Source organism: Hoeflea marina (assembly GCF_003182275.1).
GTDB lineage: Bacteria > Pseudomonadota > Alphaproteobacteria > Rhizobiales > Rhizobiaceae > Hoeflea > Hoeflea marina.
The window spans coordinates 724,237-739,305 of record NZ_QGTR01000002.1; the positions used below are offsets into that span (position 1 = coordinate 724,237).

General features: G+C 61.8%; 19 protein-coding genes. 16 read left to right on the plus strand and 3 right to left on the minus strand.

Annotated elements, in window-relative coordinates:
• Nucleotides 1-509: 509 nt before the first annotated feature.
• Nucleotides 510-1,760: a DUF2254 domain-containing protein gene (locus DFR52_RS09835; protein WP_110031748.1), complete on the minus strand. Its 1,251-nt coding sequence runs from the start codon at nucleotides 1,758-1,760 to the stop codon at nucleotides 510-512.
• Nucleotides 1,761-2,030: 270 nt separating this feature from the next.
• Between DFR52_RS09835 and DFR52_RS09840 the strand changes: the two genes are divergently transcribed.
• The 13 genes from DFR52_RS09840 (at nucleotide 2,031) to DFR52_RS09900 (ending at nucleotide 11,753) form a co-directional block, all read left to right on the plus strand.
• Complete coding sequence (locus DFR52_RS09840) at nucleotides 2,031-2,582, plus strand: pyridoxamine 5'-phosphate oxidase family protein (protein WP_158284923.1); 552 nt, start codon at nucleotides 2,031-2,033, stop codon at nucleotides 2,580-2,582.
• Nucleotides 2,579-2,986, plus strand: coding sequence for a DUF2177 family protein (locus tag DFR52_RS09845; RefSeq protein WP_110031750.1), 408 nt, complete (start codon nucleotides 2,579-2,581; stop codon nucleotides 2,984-2,986). The genes DFR52_RS09840 and DFR52_RS09845 overlap by 4 nt, the downstream gene beginning before the upstream one ends.
• A gap of 79 nt (nucleotides 2,987-3,065) precedes the next feature.
• Nucleotides 3,066-3,968 (plus strand): diacylglycerol/lipid kinase family protein, encoded by a 903-nt coding sequence (locus tag DFR52_RS09850; RefSeq protein ID WP_110031751.1) that lies wholly within the window; start codon nucleotides 3,066-3,068, stop codon nucleotides 3,966-3,968.
• Nucleotides 3,969-4,046: 78 nt separating this feature from the next.
• On the plus strand, nucleotides 4,047-4,358 hold the full coding sequence (locus tag DFR52_RS09855; RefSeq protein ID WP_110031752.1) for a hypothetical protein: 312 nt from the start codon (nucleotides 4,047-4,049) through the stop codon (nucleotides 4,356-4,358).
• A 74-nt stretch (nucleotides 4,359-4,432) separates the two neighbouring features.
• Entirely contained in the window at nucleotides 4,433-4,630 is a 198-nt protein-coding gene (locus DFR52_RS09860; protein ID WP_110031753.1) for a CsbD family protein, read from the plus strand.
• A gap of 53 nt (nucleotides 4,631-4,683) precedes the next feature.
• Nucleotides 4,684-5,478 (plus strand): Crp/Fnr family transcriptional regulator, encoded by a 795-nt coding sequence (locus tag DFR52_RS09865; RefSeq protein ID WP_110031754.1) that lies wholly within the window; start codon nucleotides 4,684-4,686, stop codon nucleotides 5,476-5,478.
• A 365-nt stretch (nucleotides 5,479-5,843) separates the two neighbouring features.
• On the plus strand, nucleotides 5,844-7,430 hold the full coding sequence (locus tag DFR52_RS09870) for a CHASE domain-containing protein (RefSeq protein ID WP_158284924.1): 1,587 nt from the start codon (nucleotides 5,844-5,846) through the stop codon (nucleotides 7,428-7,430).
• A gap of 323 nt (nucleotides 7,431-7,753) precedes the next feature.
• Nucleotides 7,754-8,875, plus strand: a complete 1,122-nt coding sequence (locus DFR52_RS09875) for an AI-2E family transporter (protein WP_110031756.1) — start codon at nucleotides 7,754-7,756, stop codon at nucleotides 8,873-8,875.
• A gap of 126 nt (nucleotides 8,876-9,001) precedes the next feature.
• The gene (locus DFR52_RS09880) at nucleotides 9,002-10,045 is read left to right on the plus strand and encodes a PRC-barrel domain-containing protein (protein ID WP_110031757.1); all 1,044 of its coding nucleotides are present in this window, start codon (nucleotides 9,002-9,004) and stop codon (nucleotides 10,043-10,045) included.
• A 127-nt stretch (nucleotides 10,046-10,172) separates the two neighbouring features.
• Nucleotides 10,173-10,511 (plus strand): ElaB/YgaM/YqjD family protein, encoded by a 339-nt coding sequence (locus tag DFR52_RS09885; protein ID WP_110031758.1) that lies wholly within the window; start codon nucleotides 10,173-10,175, stop codon nucleotides 10,509-10,511.
• Between the two features lie 5 nt (nucleotides 10,512-10,516).
• Nucleotides 10,517-10,939: a hypothetical protein gene (locus tag DFR52_RS09890; RefSeq protein ID WP_110031759.1), complete on the plus strand. Its 423-nt coding sequence runs from the start codon at nucleotides 10,517-10,519 to the stop codon at nucleotides 10,937-10,939.
• Between the two features lie 26 nt (nucleotides 10,940-10,965).
• Nucleotides 10,966-11,187, plus strand: coding sequence for a flagellar basal body-associated FliL family protein (locus DFR52_RS09895; protein WP_110031760.1), 222 nt, complete (start codon nucleotides 10,966-10,968; stop codon nucleotides 11,185-11,187).
• Nucleotides 11,188-11,234: 47 nt separating this feature from the next.
• Nucleotides 11,235-11,753, plus strand: coding sequence for a Dps family protein (locus DFR52_RS09900; protein ID WP_110031761.1), 519 nt, complete (start codon nucleotides 11,235-11,237; stop codon nucleotides 11,751-11,753).
• A gap of 238 nt (nucleotides 11,754-11,991) precedes the next feature.
• Here DFR52_RS09900 and DFR52_RS09905 read toward each other — a convergent pair whose 3' ends face one another.
• Nucleotides 11,992-12,582, minus strand: a complete 591-nt coding sequence (locus tag DFR52_RS09905) for an RNA polymerase sigma factor (protein WP_245415271.1) — start codon at nucleotides 12,580-12,582, stop codon at nucleotides 11,992-11,994.
• Nucleotides 12,563-12,760 (minus strand): NepR family anti-sigma factor, encoded by a 198-nt coding sequence (locus DFR52_RS09910; protein ID WP_110031763.1) that lies wholly within the window; start codon nucleotides 12,758-12,760, stop codon nucleotides 12,563-12,565. The genes DFR52_RS09905 and DFR52_RS09910 overlap by 20 nt, the downstream gene beginning before the upstream one ends.
• A gap of 143 nt (nucleotides 12,761-12,903) precedes the next feature.
• Here DFR52_RS09910 and DFR52_RS09915 point away from each other — a divergent pair, with 143 nt between their 5' ends.
• The 3 genes from DFR52_RS09915 (at nucleotide 12,904) to DFR52_RS09925 (ending at nucleotide 15,065) form a co-directional block, all read left to right on the plus strand.
• Nucleotides 12,904-13,701 carry a response regulator gene (locus DFR52_RS09915; protein ID WP_110031764.1) on the plus strand — a complete coding sequence of 266 codons (798 nt, stop codon included), beginning with the start codon at nucleotides 12,904-12,906 and terminating at the stop codon, nucleotides 13,699-13,701.
• Nucleotides 13,702-13,771: 70 nt separating this feature from the next.
• Nucleotides 13,772-13,936 (plus strand): DUF1328 domain-containing protein, encoded by a 165-nt coding sequence (locus DFR52_RS09920; protein ID WP_110031765.1) that lies wholly within the window; start codon nucleotides 13,772-13,774, stop codon nucleotides 13,934-13,936.
• 202 nt (nucleotides 13,937-14,138) lie between these two features.
• Nucleotides 14,139-15,065 carry a sensor histidine kinase gene (locus DFR52_RS09925; protein WP_342587900.1) on the plus strand — a complete coding sequence of 309 codons (927 nt, stop codon included), beginning with the start codon at nucleotides 14,139-14,141 and terminating at the stop codon, nucleotides 15,063-15,065.
• Nucleotides 15,066-15,069 lie beyond the last annotated feature (4 nt).

Genomic DNA, 15,069 nt, shown 5'->3' on the forward strand with positions numbered 1-15,069 from the left:
CAGAGCCACCGAGCCCTGCTGGGCCGGGACCTGATAGGCGTCGAGCGCGGAGGAATCGGCGAAGGCGGCGGTGGAGGCTGCCAGGCTGATGCCGAGAGCGATGATGATCTTCTTCATTGTCGTGTCCTTGGTGCGGACATTGGATCCGCGATTGAATTTGAAAACCGCTGCTGACGTCACCCTTGGGCGTCCTGGAGCGGTATCGGATGGGCTTGCCCAGTTGGGTTGTGCGCCGTTCGATGAGCTGTAGATGTGCCGATCGAAGTCCGATTGCAAACCACAAAAATGTAACCGGTGTTCACACAAATATGGTCTTGTAATTGTCATATCACTGACTATACCCCAATAAAATGCAGCAATATCAGATATATAAAATTATAAGCGTGCTTATGAAATTTCCCATCGCGCGCGATTAATCACGAAGAAAACGACTTCGCTCTCGCTTCCGTGACCGACGGTGTCAGCAGTGTGATCGGTCGGCGAGTGCATTGCAGCAAGCCGACAGCGATTCAGGGGCGGATATCGGCGGAGAGAAACTCGGCCACACTCTCGATATCGGCTTCGTTGTGGCCGGCTCCGGTGATTTCCTGCATCAGCAGGCTCGCGTGGTTCCTCACCACGTCCCTGGCCGCCTTGTCTCCGGAGGCATGGATGCGCGAAAACGTGCGGGCCAGTGCCTGCGCCATCAGGATGTTGTTGCGCGAGGCGCGCCGCAACGGATGAAACGATTGGCCGAAGAACTGCTTGAAGACCTGTTTTGGAATGATGAGCCGCACGACGCCTTCCGCATCGGTGAGCACTGTCGGTCCGGGATTGTGATGCTCGCGCCGGGAGAGCGCGTCCGACAAGCCGTCAGCGGCGGCAATCGCCGTGAACGTGTCATTGACGCCGGGGGAGAGCGCCCTGAGCGCGATCTCGACCAGCAGGTTGATCGAGAACTGCATTGAACCGTCCTCGTGGCGCGAGGAGCGTACGGGCAGGCATTCGAGAATGGCATCGACGGTTTCCTCATCCATCTCGCCGGTGGCTCGCGCGATGACTTCGCCGAACAGCACGAAATCCCCCGGCGCCTTGCTCAGTTGCAGCACCATGTCGGCTCGCGAAACGATATCCAGCAGCCGCTCCCTCCGTGCCGCGCCGATATAGCCGGCCTTCCGGCAACAGATGTCGACCGTGAATTCGTCGGAATCAGGCACCTTCTCGTGGGATTCCCCTGCTTCGCCGGTTGCCGTCAGCTTCTGGGAAAGCCGGGAGGAGATCTCGGCGATCTCGTCGTCCACCGAAACGCTCTGTGAGACATGGCGGACGAAATAGATCAGTTGAACGACGGAAATGACCGCCAGGGCGCCGGCGCCAAGAATGATGATCAGCGGCAGCCGGTCGACCCGCAGGACCAGCAGGGCGCCGAGCGCATAAAGGAACGTGCCGCCCAGAATGCCCGCGGTGACCTGGTTGACGAGTTCCGACGTAAAGCGCTTGAGCAGGCGAGGGCCGATATTGCCCGCCGCCAGCGTGAACACCACCAGCACCAGCGAGTAGGTCAGGCTGAGCGCCGTCATCGCTCCCCCGGCGACGACGGTGAGGAAGGCGCGCGCGCTCTCCACGTCGAAATCCAGATTCAGGAATGACATGATCGCCAGATCGGCATCGAATGTGAGGAAATGCAGCAGGTAGGGCAGCACACCGATGGTTGTGGCGATGCCGGCCGGCAGGGTGAGCAGCACGACGATGGGGCGCTGGAGAAAGTAGAATCTGTTCATGGCGCCATGGCGCCGCGAATGGTCGATGGGGCGCCTGCTATCGATATGGCGCCGTGGAACGGCAAATTCATAAGCAAACTCCTTTGATGCGGCTCACCGGTGTCGCGACCATCTGGAATGCGCGGAAGACTGTGCGGTTCCCAACTTCTTGCGTGGTTGGCCTGAAGCGTTCTTCCGAGCGCCAGGCGGGCGACGGCCCCTTCGGTGATGGAACAATTTCCGGGGCCGGCCATTGGTGCTAAAATCAGATTCAACAATCCGGAGTCCCCCTTGACCGACCTTGAAGCTACCCGCAAAAATCCCGAGGCACAATTCTTTGATATCCTCTCCGGCACCCGGGCGGTGATGCTTGGCCTCAGCGAGGCAGGCAACCAGATGCAGCCCAATCATCTCCAGCCGATGGCGCCGCAGACGGGCCCCGATGAGAGGGTTGTCTGGTTCTTCACCAAGACCGGTTCCGATCTGGCGCGAGCCGTCATGCAGAAAAGCCGGAGCAGGGCGCAGATGTGCGTGGTCAGTGACGACCATGACTATCACGCCTCCGTCAACGGCCACCTGTTCCTGGAGCGTGATCGCGAGGTGGTCGAGCGCTTCTGGTCGCCAGTCGTGTCAGCCTGGTTCGAGAACGGCCGCGACGATCCCGAACTGGCCGTGCTGCGTTTCGAGCCGGCGGAGGCACAGATCTGGGCGTCGACCGGCAGCGGCATCCGTTTTGCTTGGGAAATCGCCAAGGCCAATCTCACCGGTTCGGAGCCCGACATGGGCGAGGTGGCGCGGATCACCTTCAGTTCGGCCGGCATTGTCGGGGAAGCCGCTGAATGACCGCGGTCACCTTCCTCAAGGCCTGGGGCGTCGCTGCTTTCGTACTGCTCCTGGCCGACGGTATCTGGCTGGGGCTCGTTGCCGGCAATTTCTACCGGTCGAACCTCGGCGACCTGATGCGCAGCGACATCCGGTTCGGGGTGGCGGCCATATTCTACATCATGTTCGCTGCCGCGGTGGTCATTCTCGCCGGCATGCCCGGCGCCAGGGCCGCCCATTGGAGCGCAGCGCTGTTCTACGGCGCGGTGCTGGGATTTGCAGCCTACGGCACCTACGACTTCACCAATCTGGCGACGTTGAAGTCCTGGCCTGTCATTGTCACGATTGTCGACCTGTGCTGGGGAACAGCGCTCACCGCTGTTGCCGCGCTGGCGGCGAGTCTCGTGCTGCGCGTCTCCCACTGATCGGGACACCCCATATTGTCTGGAACAATCTTCCTGAAGCCGCGTTGGTGTCGGCTTGACATGAAGAGAGGCTAATATTATGCGCCTGGCGCTGCTGCTGAATGAGGGAAGCGGGACTTTCCGGACGCTCGATATGGACGACTTCGTCCGCAAGGCCGAGCGCGTTCTTGTCGATCACGGCCACGAGGTGAGTGTCGAGCGGGTGAGCGGCGACGCTCTCGTGCCGGCCATCAAGCGCATCGCCTCCGGCGAGGGCCTCGACGCCCTGCTTGTGGGTGGCGGCGACGGCACGATTTCGGCGGCCGCGGCCCAGGGATTCAGGATTGGCATCCCCATCGGCGTTGTCCCCGCCGGGACGATGAATCTCTATGCCCGTTCGCTGAAGTTGCCGATGGATCCGCTGGAGGCCATCGGCGTGCTTGCCGCCGGCGGGATCCGAAATGTCGACATCGCCACCGCGGACGATCGTCCGTTCGTGCACCAGTTTTCCGTGGGTCTGCACGCACGTCTGGTGCGGCTGCGCAACGCCCGGCACTTCAGCTCGCGCCGTGGCAAGATCGCCGCGACGCTGAGTGCGCTGTTCGACGTCATTCGCAACCCGCCATCCTTCACCGTCACGACCGATGCGGGCGACGGGCCGCGGACCCGCAAGGTGTCGGCTGTCTCGGTCTCGAACAACCGCTTCAATGATCAGCCGGTGCCCTATGCTGAGTTGCTCGACGAAGGCGTGCTCGGATTGTACCATGCCCGCGCCATGACGCCGGGCGAAATGCTCTCGCTTACCCTGGACGCGACGATGCGCCGGATGCAGGACAATGAGAGCATCGACGTGGCGACCGCGCGCGAGGTTCAGCTTGTGTTTCCGAGGCTGCGACGCGACTCCCGGGCCGTCATAGACGGCGAACTCGTGAAACTCGCTCCCGAGGTCGCCTTGAAATGCCATCCCGGCGCGCTCTCCTTGCTTGCCCCCCAACCTGCCTGAGCTTGCCCGTCCGTTGCCGTCCTCTTCCTCGGAACCCTTTTCCTCCCCGCCCGTTGGCTCCGTGAAGGAGTCGAACCCATGCAATCTCTCGCTGCCGTCATGCTCGTTGTGTCCTGCACCCAGGTGCCCGAAAAATGCACGGAGATTCCGGTCCCGGTGCCTGCCTACGAGACCATGGCAGCCTGTATGGACGACCTGCGACCGATGATGGGCCAGGCGGATGTCCGCAAGGGACAGATCATCGGTGCATGTGCCTCCTTCGATTCCGCGCTGTTCGAGCGCGACGCCGCCATCGTCTGGGACGTGAGCGCGGCCGGCCGTCTGAGCGTCGAACTGGAAGCGGATTCGATGGCTGTGGCGAGCGCCGAAACGACGGTTCTTCAGCGCTGAACGGAACCAATTCCCTGAAAGACCGTTTCAACCCAGAAGGCCCCAAGGCCCTCTGAACAATGAAGGAGACGACCATGAACTGGGATACGATCGAAGGCAAATGGAAGGAATATCGCGGCAAGGCTCAGGCCCAGTGGGGCAAGTTGACCGACGATGACCTTGACGTGATCGAAGGCCGCCGCGACGAGCTGGCCGGCAAGATCCAGGCGCGTTACGGCATTGCCCGCGACGAAGCCGAAAAGCAGATTGATGACTGGTCCAGCAGGCACTGAGCCAGTCAGGCCTGCCCGGTTCGCCGGGCAGGCCGTTCCGCAGGGGATAAGCCATGACCAAGCATACGCCGCAGCCGGCAGTCGATTCAGCGAACCCGCTCGTCGCGCGTCTGGGTGCATCGGTGTTGCTGACCGAGGACGAAATCGATTACCTGGCAGCCATGCAGGCCAGCACGATTGACCTTGCCAAGGGCGACGAGTTCGTACGCGACGGCGAGGACATGCGGGTGACCTTCCTGGTCCATGACGGATGGATCATCCGCTACAAGATGACTGCCGCCGGTCGGCGCCAGATCATCGGGGTGTCGCTTCCAGGCGATTTCATCGGATTGCATATCAACTTCTCCCGAAGTTCCACTTTCAATGCCATGGCTCTGACCAAGGCGCGTCTGGCTCTTGTCGAGCCTGAGCGAATCCTCGAAATCCACCGTCGGTACCCCATTCTCGCCTCGGGGCTGGACTGGATGACAGTACGCAGCGCCAATATTCTCAGCGAGCACAATGTCTCGCTCGGCGCCCGTCCCGCCCCCCAGCGCATCCTGCATTTCATGCTGGAGCTGTGGACGCGGCTCGTCACCGTCGGCCATGCCTCGTCCGACGGCTTTCACCTCAGGCTCAGCCAGGAGCAGATCGCCGATTGCATGGGCCTCTCCAGTGTGCATGCCAATCGCAGCCTGCGACGGCTGGTCCGTGAAAACCTGATTGCGGTAGACTCCGGCAATGTGAGTTTCCCACGTTGGAAGGCCGCGGTGGACTACGCGGACTTCGACGACCGGTACCTGCAGCCGTTCCTCCTGCCGGGCAATGCCAGGCTGCGGAGACGGACGAAGGCCGGCGCCGCCGCGTGAGCCGCTCATGAGTGCGCGGCGGTGCGATGACCACCGACGACCGGATGGACAGGTTTAGGACGCTCTTCGTCAGCCATGCCTGATATTCTTTTGCACTGTTAACATATGTTGTGGCCGCCTCGGCGCAGGCGCGGCAAGAAGCCCCTGCGGTCTGTCGGGATTCGACATTTTTGAGTGCGAACTGCTTTCACTCTCGGCCAGGCTTCGGGGGACATCCCATTAGACGGTTAACGCTGATTCGAAGTGTCATTGCGCAAATGCGACGGAATGCTAGAACGCATCGTCATTTCAATTCGGCTTTTCTCATCATGAGACGCATTCTTCCCGGTGTTATCTTCGCCAGTGTCGCTTCTGTTGGTCTTCTGATGGCCGCTGCATCCTGGTTTGCGGTTGATCAGGCCAACCGCATCAATTTCAGCGCCGTTGCCGATGAAGCCGTCCGGAGGATTTCGGATCGGGTGGAGAGCCACATCCTGCTCATCCGCAGCACCGGAGCCTTCTTTGCAGCCTCCGGCCGCGTTGTCAGCCGAACCGAACTTGCCCGCTACGTGGAGGAACTGAGGCTGAGCGACGCCTACGCAGGCGTGCAGGGCATCGGGTTTGCCCGCCTGGTGCCGGCGCAACCCGACGGCGACAGCGCAGTGTCCGCCGAAATTGGTGGCAATTACGGCGTCGATGTCACGCCGTGGCCGCCGACGGATCAGCCGGATCGGGCTGTCGTCACCATGCTGGAGCCGGCTACCGACCGCAATCTCATCGCCATGGGCTATGACATGTACGCCAATTCGGCCCGCCGCAGCGCCATGGATCTCGCTGTGAAAACCGGGTCTGTGCAGGCGTCCGGGCGGGTGGAGCTGGTCCAGAACCAGAGTCAGCCCAAGCAGGCCGGCTTCCTCATCTACTCGCCGTTCTATGGCCCGCAGGGCGGCAAGCCCGGCGCGCGCCCCATCGGCTTTGTCTATTCGCCATTCCGGGCCAATGACCTGTTCTCGGTTGCGCTCAACCGCAGCCCCGACCTGCCCATACGGATTACCATCTACGACACCACCGCGAGCGAGCAGAACCTGCTCTTCCGCTCGGAGGGAATGACTGCGGTTGATGCGGAGCAGTACAAGGTTTCGACGACGCTGCCGGTGGCAGGACGTCGCTGGATCATCGAAGCGCGGCCGTCCCCTGACTATGTCCCGCCCGCGGACCAGTCGCGGTCCTATATCCTGGCCATTGTCTCGATCCTGCTTGCCGCCGCGCTGGCGCTGTCGTCGCGGGCCCAGCAGCAGGCAGTCATGGTCGGCGAGGATCTGCAGAAGCAGACGCAGAAGAATCTCAACGACCGCGAACTTCTGCTGCAGGAAATGAAGCACCGCATCAAGAACATGATCGCGCGGGTGATGGCCATGGCCCGCCAGACCGCCCGCAACTCGGCGGACATCGACCAGTTCACAACCTCGTTCATAGCCAGGCTCGACGCCATGGCCACCTCCCAGGATCTGCTTGCAAGGTCGAAGTGGCAGCGCGCCGATCTGCGGACGCTGCTGGTGCAGGAGCTTCGCCAGGTGTTCGGGGAAGGCCTGGACGAAACGCGGTTGTCGGGCCCTGCCGTCCAGCTCAACGAGGCGGCGACCCAGGCCTTCGGGCTCACATTTCATGAACTGGCCACCAACGGTCTCAAATATGGCTTTGCCCGCAACGCCGACGGCGAACTCAGCGTGCGTTGGGTGTTCGAAACGGCCGGCAATGACAGCAATCTTGTCCTCAACTGGACCGAGCGTTGCGAGAACGAGATTCCGGAAACGCAAGCGGTCGTCGGCGGACGGGCGGGCGGATTCGGCACCCGGTTGATTGATGCGACCATGCGCATCGAACTGGGCGGCACCATCGAGCGTAATCTGGGCCCAAGAGGTCTCACCGTTGCCATCACGGTCCCGGTGAAGAAGATTCAACCCGGGACCTGAGCCGTCGGCGGATGCACTCGACGACGGACGGGGTTGAACCGTGACGCCGGAGATCAGCATCAGCGCGGTGAGGGCCACGAATACCGGCGCCCGGGCAAGTCCCGTGCGGATGCCGCCGACTCCGCGGAATCCGGGCAGGCAGGCGATGGCGAAATGCCGCGGAGAATGATGCTCCACACGAGCATGGGCTGCCCCGTTTCCGCGCCGGGGCCGACCATTTGCAACGACCCGTTCGATTTATTGTTCCATCCCGGTGGCCGACAGTTGCAGCGGACCGGAACTTCCACCGCTACGGCGCGTTTGAGCGCCAACAGAGGGTCATCATGCGCCAGAACCGCCAGCCGCCGCCCACCATCCGCCTGCAGCCCAAGACAGGCCTGGCGCTGGGACTTTCCACCGGGAGCCAGGTCTCCGTCATCCTGCTGGGCATCTTCGCCACCTTCATGGCGCTCGATGCGGCGCAGGTGATCATGGCGCCAGTGTCGCTGGCCATCGTCACCGGCTTGATGTTCTCGCCCATCGCCCTGGCGATGGAACGGCGGGGCCTGCCGGTATGGGCGTCCGCGACCGTTATCGTGCTGCTCTTCCTGCTCATAATCGGCATCACGACGCTGCTGTTTGCCTTTCCGCTATCCCTGTGGCTCGATCGGCTTCCGGCTATCTGGGCACAGCTGCAGGCGCAATTGACCAACTGGCGCCATATCTTTGAATCCCTTTCGGGGCTGCAGGAGCAGATCCGCGCCGTCACCGGTTCGGGCTCCACCATGACTGTCGATGTGGCGGATGCCTCGACGGTCACGGAGATCGCCGTCATCGCGCCGACGATCGCGGCACAGATCATCCTGTTTCTTGCAAGCCTCTATTTCTTCGTCGCCACCAGGCACATGATCCGATTGAGCGTTCTGTCGTTGTGCTTCAACCGGCGCGCGCGGCTGCGGGCGGCCCACATGTTCCGCGACGCGGAATGGTTCGTTTCACGCTATCTGCTGTCGATATCGATCGTCAATCTGGGCCTCGGCCTCGCGGTAGGCCTTGCCCTGTGGCTGGCCGGCGTGCCGTCTCCCTTCCTGTGGGGCATGCTCGCCTTTGTGCTCAACTATGTCATCTATATCGGCCCGGCGCTGGTGGCGGTCATCCTGCTGGGAGTGGGCCTGGCGACCTATGACTCGATGTCGCTGGTCTTCATGCCACCGGCTATCTACCTGATGCTGAATCTCATTGAGGCGCAGGTGGTCACTCCGCAGGTGATCGGCCGCACGCTGACGCTCAACCCCTTCTTCGTGCTGCTCTCCCTGTCATTCTGGATCTGGCTGTGGGGGCCGGCCGGCGGCTTTATTGCAGTGCCGTCAATGCTGCTGCTGATGGCGGTGCTTCGCAACATCCTGCCAGAGCGCAATGCTGCGGCCGTCGCCGGGTCGCCGTCGAGCACCCCTTCCGCAAATTGAGAATTATCGCGGGAACCAAATGGATGACGCACCGTTTAGTCCGTGTCACCTCCCGCCGAGGCTGCAGATGTGAGAGCCTGAGGCCCCGGCGGGCGTACATAAATCTTATGCACAAGGAACACTACCATGATCCGCACTCTTCTCGCCAGTACCGCAATTGCCGCAGTCATGTCGACTGCCGCTTTTGCCCAGGACACCACCACCACCGCGCCGGCAGCAACGCCGGAAGCGACCATGTCCACCACGACGAACACAAACGCCTCGGCTGAGACCGCCGTGATGGCCGATGGCATGCTTGCATCGGATGTCATCGGTGCAGCCGTCTACAATTCGTCTGCTGATGACGCCGAGAACATCGGCGACGTCAACGATATCGTGCTTGCCGACGATGGTTCGGTCGAATCCGTGGTCATCGGCGTCGGCGGCTTTCTCGGTCTGGGCGAAAAGCGCGTGGCCGTGCCGTTCGATCAGTTGTCCTGGGTGAACAAGAACAACGATCGCTGGCTCGTGGTTGAAGCGACCCGCGAGCAGCTCGAAGCCCAGCCTGCGTTCGACGTTTCGGCTTACCGCCCGCAGCCTGCCGCCAATGACACCGCCGCGATGGACCCTGCCGCAAACCCGGCAAATCCTGACGCGAACACCATGACGGCGGCTCCGGCCGACACGGCGGCCAGCACGACGACAGCCCCTGCCGACACGGCAACTGCTCCGGCCGACACGGCCGCCAGCACGGCAACGGCTCCCGCTGACACAGCTGCCACCGATACGGCGGCCAATGACACCGCCGCCACCACGCAGGACACCATGTCGACGTCCTCGATCGACCGTTCGGCCCTGGTGGTTGTCACCAATGACAAGCTCAGCGCTGACAATCTGATCGGTCGCACTGTCTATGGCGCCAACGACGAGAACATCGGCGAGATCAGCGACGTGCTGCTCGCCGACGGGAAGGTCGACGGCTTCGTCATCGATGTGGGCGGGTTCCTCGGCATGGGCGAAAAGCCCGTCGCTGTCTCGTCCGACAATCTCGACGTCATGGCCGACGCCAATGGCGACGTGACGGTGTTCACGCCGTTCACCGAAGAGCAGCTGAAGAACCAGCCGGAATATTCGGAAGAAGCCTACAAGTCCAATCCGGACTCGGTGATTCTGATCGCTCCCGCTGGCTGATCCAGAAAACTAGCCTTATCAATGGCTTCAATGGGCCGCCGGTGTTTACCGGCGGCTTTTTGCACTGCGGGGAACTTTCCCGCCGCCAGTGCATTGTACGGATATCACTCATATAAGGAGACTATTCATGGCCACCGCTTCCCGCGCCCGCAAATCCTTCACCGCCAAAGCTTCGCAGACGGAGGCCGGTCTTATGGCCCGCGCGGAGCAGCTGCGCGCCGACCTCGCTCGGCTGGCTGATTCGATCGGCGCCGCCGGTTCGGACAAGGCCGACAGCATCGGTGCCGAGACGGCCAAGCGCATTGAAAGTCTCCGCAGCGCCAGCGACGACATGATTTCTGAACTGAGCGACCAGCTTTCCGGTCTCGAGCGTCAGGTCTCCGGCACCATCCGGGAGCGCCCGCTGCAGTCGCTCGGCGTCGCAGTCGCGGCCGGCTTCCTCGTCGCCCTCATGCTGCGCCGGTAACCGGCATGTTCGGCGCACTCCGCATTGCGGCGCGGCTTGCGGGCGACACCTGGAACCGCCAGAAGCGACGCTTCGTCGTTTCGGCGGCCACCTGGGTGGCGATCGGGGTTTGCCTGTTCATGACGGTCGCCGCGTTGTTCGCGGCGTTTGCCGTGGAAATGGGTCAGCGCTATGGAGCCGTGCAGGGCTGTCTGGCTGCCGCCGGACTCGGCATCGGTCTGGCAGCGCTCGTGGCGATCGCCAGTGCCATCGCCGGAGCCGTCAATCGCCGCCGCGCTCGCCGCCGCACCAAGAACACCGAACTGCAGTCGCTGCTGCTGCTGGCATTGCCGGCAATGATCTCGCGTCACAGCCTGCCGGTCATGGTGGGCGCCGCCGCGCTGGGCTTCCTCGCCGCATCCGCGATTGGCCGCGACAGCGACGACTGAAGCCTGGAATCGAAAGGAATTGACAAATGGCAGAAGAACTCAAGCCGGATGAGGCCCGCCAGGGTCGCGAAGGCCGTCCCGTCCTCAACGTGCTCAGTGTCTCGATGATCCTGGCCGTGCTGGTCGGCGTCGGCATCTTCACCTGGTTCATGCTGTCGGGAGACAGCAGCAATTTCATGACCGACAATTCCGTGACTCAGACCGACGGAACAGCAACCGAGCCGGCGCCGGCAGCGCCCCCCTCATGACGCGTGCCGTTCCGCCATCTGACCAGACCAAACCGAAAGGAAGTTCCATGTCCACCAAGCACCAATCCGAGAGCCTTGCCTCCGTCGTGGCGATCGACAAGATGAACATCGGGCTGCAGGCCGCCTATCGGGCCGACATCTCGAAGGACCTGTCATCGATCCTGGCCGCGACTTACCGGCTGACCATCAAGAGCCATATCTATCACTGGAATGTTGTCGGTCCGGTTTTCAAGTCGCTTCATGAACTGCTCGAGGAGCACTACAATGCGCTTTTCGGCGCAGTCGATGTGATCGCCGAAAGGATCCGCGCGCTTGGACACCTCGCCCCGGTCAAGCTCGACAAGACCGAATCCTTTGCTCCGTCGCATGATTCCGTCGATCACAAGACCGCCCAGGACATGGTCGCCGATCTGATCGCCGACCATGAGGAGGCCGTCCGCGCAATGCGCAAGGCCGCCACCAAGGCCGGAGACAATGACGACGTTGTCACCGAGGACATGCTGACGGCACGCCTGACTTTCCATGAGAAGGCACTGTGGATGCTGCGGGCAGTCATCGCCGGTTGACGAGACCGCCGGCCTTTGATGGCCGGACATCTGCGTGCGCCCTTCCAGCCCGCGGCCGGTTCCCTCAGGAACCGGCCGCGGGCTTTCCTGTCACTGGCGCCGCGTCGCTTCTCATCCGACTCCGTCCCGATCTGACAACAAGCGATTGCGGGCACATGGCTCAATGCGGCCGGGGGACAAAAAAATGCCTGCCGGTGAGGGCAGGCATCTGAAGTGTGCCGAAGACATGGATCGATGATCAGCGGACGAAGGACCGACTGACCAGGGGGGCGGACGTGGCGTCCGGCCCGTAATCTGACTCGCCGTTGATCGACAAGAGCTCCTGCATGCGGACGCGGGCACGATTGACGCGGCTTTTCACTGTGCCGATGGCGCAGTCCGAAATCTCCGCGGCTTCCTCGTACGAGAAACCGGACGCACCGATCAGCAGAAGTGCCTCACGCTGGTCGTCGGGCAGCTCGGCCAGGGCCCTGCGGAAATCCTGCATGTCCATCCGGCCGTACTGCTCGGGATGGCTTGCCAGAGAGCCCGCCATCAATCCGTCCACGTCCTGGACCTCACGGCCCTTCTTGCGCATCTGGCTGAAGAACTCGTTGCGCAGGATCGTGAACAGCCACGCACGCATGTTGGTGCCGGGCTCGAACATGTGCTGCTTGGCCCATGCCTTCATGATCGTGTCCTGGACAAGGTCATCGGCGCGGTCGTGGCGTCCTGAGAGCGAAAGCGCAAATGCGCGCAGGGGCTTGAGAGTACCGAGCATTTCGCGCTTGAACTCTGCGGTCGGCAACTTTTGCTCGGACTGCGGGAGATCATTTGTCTCGGTTTGCATTTTGGGCTCTCTCCGCTTCATCCAGCTTTTCCAGAAGGTTCATCAGATGATCCGGAACTGGCTCGTCCTCAACGGATTGATAGAAACTCTTGAGTTTTCCGGCGATATCGACGGCCGGTTGGTGGGAAACGGTCCCCCGTCCGGAATCACGGTCATCGCCGTTGTCAAACATGATCATGCTGTTGCCTGCTTTGCTTGTCATTCTTAGTGGCTCTAGAATGCACGGCTCGCAAAAAAGTTCCAACTGTCTGGAACTTTTTTATTTACAGTGCGTTTTCGAGCCATCAGCCGCGTTCTTTGCGGCCCGAAAAGGGGATATCCATGACGACGCTTTCGATGCGTATTGCACCACATCTTCCATATCTTCGTCGATTCTCGCGCGCGGTCACCGGCTCGCAGACCTCCGGTGACGCCTTTGTCGCCGCCACACTGGAAGCCCTGATTGCCGATCTGTCCATTTTCCCAAAAACGTCAAACGATCGCGTCGGCCTCTATCGCCTGTTTACGGAACTGCTCGGCAAGCTGTCTGTTTCCATTCCGGAAGTCAGCTCCAGCTTTCCCTGGGAGAAGCGCGCGGCTGCCAATCTCGAGGCCATGACGCCGGCGGCTCGGCAGGCGTTCCTGCTGGTGGCGGTCGAGGGCTTCGACGCGGGGGAGGCGGCTGAAGTGCTTGCGGTCAGTCAAACCGAATTTTCGGATCTGATCAATACCGCATCGACGGAGATCTCGCGCCAGGTCGCCACCGACATCATGATCATCGAGGACGAACCCCTCATCGCCATGGACATCGAGGAAATGGTGGAATCGCTCGGTCATCGCGTCACCGGCATCGCCCGCACCCATGCCGAAGCGGTCGAGATGTTCAAGTCGGGCAAGCCCCGGATGGTCCTGGCCGATATTCAGCTGGCCGATGGCAGCTCCGGTATTGACGCAGTCAACGAAATCCTTAAAGAGACGGCAATTCCGGTGATCTTCATCACGGCCTTCCCGGAGCGCCTGCTCACCGGGGAAAAGCCGGAGCCTGCGTTTCTGGTGACCAAGCCGTTCAATCCTGACATGGTCAAGGCGTTGATCAGTCAGGCGCTGTATTTCGAGGCCGCTCAGAGCGTGAGCGCCTAGACCCGCCCGCGCGGGAACCATCTTGGGTGCGGGGCGTTGACATCGCACCCAAGATGAATTGGAGAATCTGATGCTGTACTATGCTCTAGTGTTCCTGGTCGTGGCCATCGTGGCTGGCGTGCTGGGATTCGGCGGCGTGGCTGGCGCATCGGCGGGAGTAGCCCAGGTGCTTTTCTTCCTGTTCCTCGCCTTCCTGCTGATTTCCATCATGTTCAATTTCACCCGAAAGGTGTGACCGCCAGAGCGGTCGTTCGTGGATTGAAGATGCGGTTCCGAGCGCAGGATGGCAGGCGACCCATGGTTGGCTGCCATTGATTTTAACTGAATTGAGGCCGGTTCGCAGCCTTGTTTGAGGATACCGAGTGAAGACGTCTGACGCCATCCAAGCGGATCGGTTGCGCATCCTTCTAGCGGGAATCCGTCGGACAGGAATAACCGTGCTCTATCAGGATGCGAAGCTCAGGTGCCACCTCGTCGCGAATTCGCCTCAGCATTGGCCGGCTTTCGAGGACATGCGGGAACTGTCGGACGATGTGCTGTTCGACGAGGATACCGCGGTTCGCGTCCTTAAGCTCAAACGGCGGGTGCTGGAAACCGGCGAGCCTGCCAAGATCGAGGCTTCGGTTGATGACGGAGGCAACCGTCATTGGTACGCATTCAGCATCGAGCCCGACATCGACGCCAATGGCGAGGTGAGCGGGCTTTTCACCACGGCCACCGACATTGACGATGTGAAATACCGCGAGCAGGTGCTCAAGACCCTGCTGCGCGAACTCAGCCATCGCTCCAAGAACCTGCTTGCCATAATCCAGGCGATTGCATCCCAAACGGCGCGCTCCTCGACGAGTCTCGACGGATTTCTGGTGGCGTTCCGCGGGCGGTTGCAGTCGCTGTCACGGTCGCAGGATCTGGTCACCGATTCCGACTGGCGCGGAGCGGGTTTCCGCGAACTTGTCGAGGGCCAGTTGGGCCTGTACACCGACAACTCGCAAAAGCAGATCGCGATATCCGGGGTTGACGCGCATCTGCTGCCCAATGCGGCGCTTCATCTCGGTCTGGCGCTGCACGAGCTCGCCGTCAACGCCGCCAGTCGCAGCGCCCTCTCATCACCCGACGGGCGGATTTCCATCGTTGCCCAGGTGCGCAAGGGCGAGAACGGCGAGGGGATGTTGCATGTGGACTGGAATGAGTCGTTTCCTCAATCCGATACCACCCCGCCGCTGCCCGACATCAATGGCTTCGGCAGCGTGGTGCTTGAGCGCATTGTCCCGCAGGCGCTGTCCGCCAAGGCGAAATACCAGATCGACGATGGTCGTGTGAGCTATTCCCTGGTGATCCCGTCCAGCCAGTTCGAGGACGGTTAGTCCG

What these genes read in the sequence shown, in the direction of transcription:
- DFR52_RS09835 (WP_110031748.1), bottom strand. Translation starts at nt 1,760, where the DNA reads ATGAACAGATTCTACTTTCTCCAGCGCCCCATCGTCGTGCTGCTCACC.
- DFR52_RS09845 (WP_110031750.1), top strand. Translation starts at nt 2,579, where the DNA reads ATGACCGCGGTCACCTTCCTCAAGGCCTGGGGCGTCGCTGCTTTCGTA.
- DFR52_RS09850 (WP_110031751.1), top strand. Translation starts at nt 3,066, where the DNA reads ATGCGCCTGGCGCTGCTGCTGAATGAGGGAAGCGGGACTTTCCGGACG.
- DFR52_RS09855 (WP_110031752.1), top strand. Translation starts at nt 4,047, where the DNA reads ATGCAATCTCTCGCTGCCGTCATGCTCGTTGTGTCCTGCACCCAGGTG.
- DFR52_RS09860 (WP_110031753.1), top strand. Translation starts at nt 4,433, where the DNA reads ATGAACTGGGATACGATCGAAGGCAAATGGAAGGAATATCGCGGCAAG.
- DFR52_RS09865 (WP_110031754.1), top strand. Translation starts at nt 4,684, where the DNA reads ATGACCAAGCATACGCCGCAGCCGGCAGTCGATTCAGCGAACCCGCTC.
- DFR52_RS09870 (WP_158284924.1), top strand. Translation starts at nt 5,844, where the DNA reads ATGGCCGCTGCATCCTGGTTTGCGGTTGATCAGGCCAACCGCATCAAT.
- DFR52_RS09875 (WP_110031756.1), top strand. Translation starts at nt 7,754, where the DNA reads ATGCGCCAGAACCGCCAGCCGCCGCCCACCATCCGCCTGCAGCCCAAG.
- DFR52_RS09880 (WP_110031757.1), top strand. Translation starts at nt 9,002, where the DNA reads ATGATCCGCACTCTTCTCGCCAGTACCGCAATTGCCGCAGTCATGTCG.
- DFR52_RS09885 (WP_110031758.1), top strand. Translation starts at nt 10,173, where the DNA reads ATGGCCACCGCTTCCCGCGCCCGCAAATCCTTCACCGCCAAAGCTTCG.
- DFR52_RS09890 (WP_110031759.1), top strand. Translation starts at nt 10,517, where the DNA reads ATGTTCGGCGCACTCCGCATTGCGGCGCGGCTTGCGGGCGACACCTGG.
- DFR52_RS09895 (WP_110031760.1), top strand. Translation starts at nt 10,966, where the DNA reads ATGGCAGAAGAACTCAAGCCGGATGAGGCCCGCCAGGGTCGCGAAGGC.
- DFR52_RS09900 (WP_110031761.1), top strand. Translation starts at nt 11,235, where the DNA reads ATGTCCACCAAGCACCAATCCGAGAGCCTTGCCTCCGTCGTGGCGATC.
- DFR52_RS09905 (WP_245415271.1), bottom strand. Translation starts at nt 12,582, where the DNA reads ATGCAAACCGAGACAAATGATCTCCCGCAGTCCGAGCAAAAGTTGCCG.
- DFR52_RS09910 (WP_110031763.1), bottom strand. Translation starts at nt 12,760, where the DNA reads ATGATCATGTTTGACAACGGCGATGACCGTGATTCCGGACGGGGGACC.
- DFR52_RS09915 (WP_110031764.1), top strand. Translation starts at nt 12,904, where the DNA reads ATGACGACGCTTTCGATGCGTATTGCACCACATCTTCCATATCTTCGT.
- DFR52_RS09920 (WP_110031765.1), top strand. Translation starts at nt 13,772, where the DNA reads ATGCTGTACTATGCTCTAGTGTTCCTGGTCGTGGCCATCGTGGCTGGC.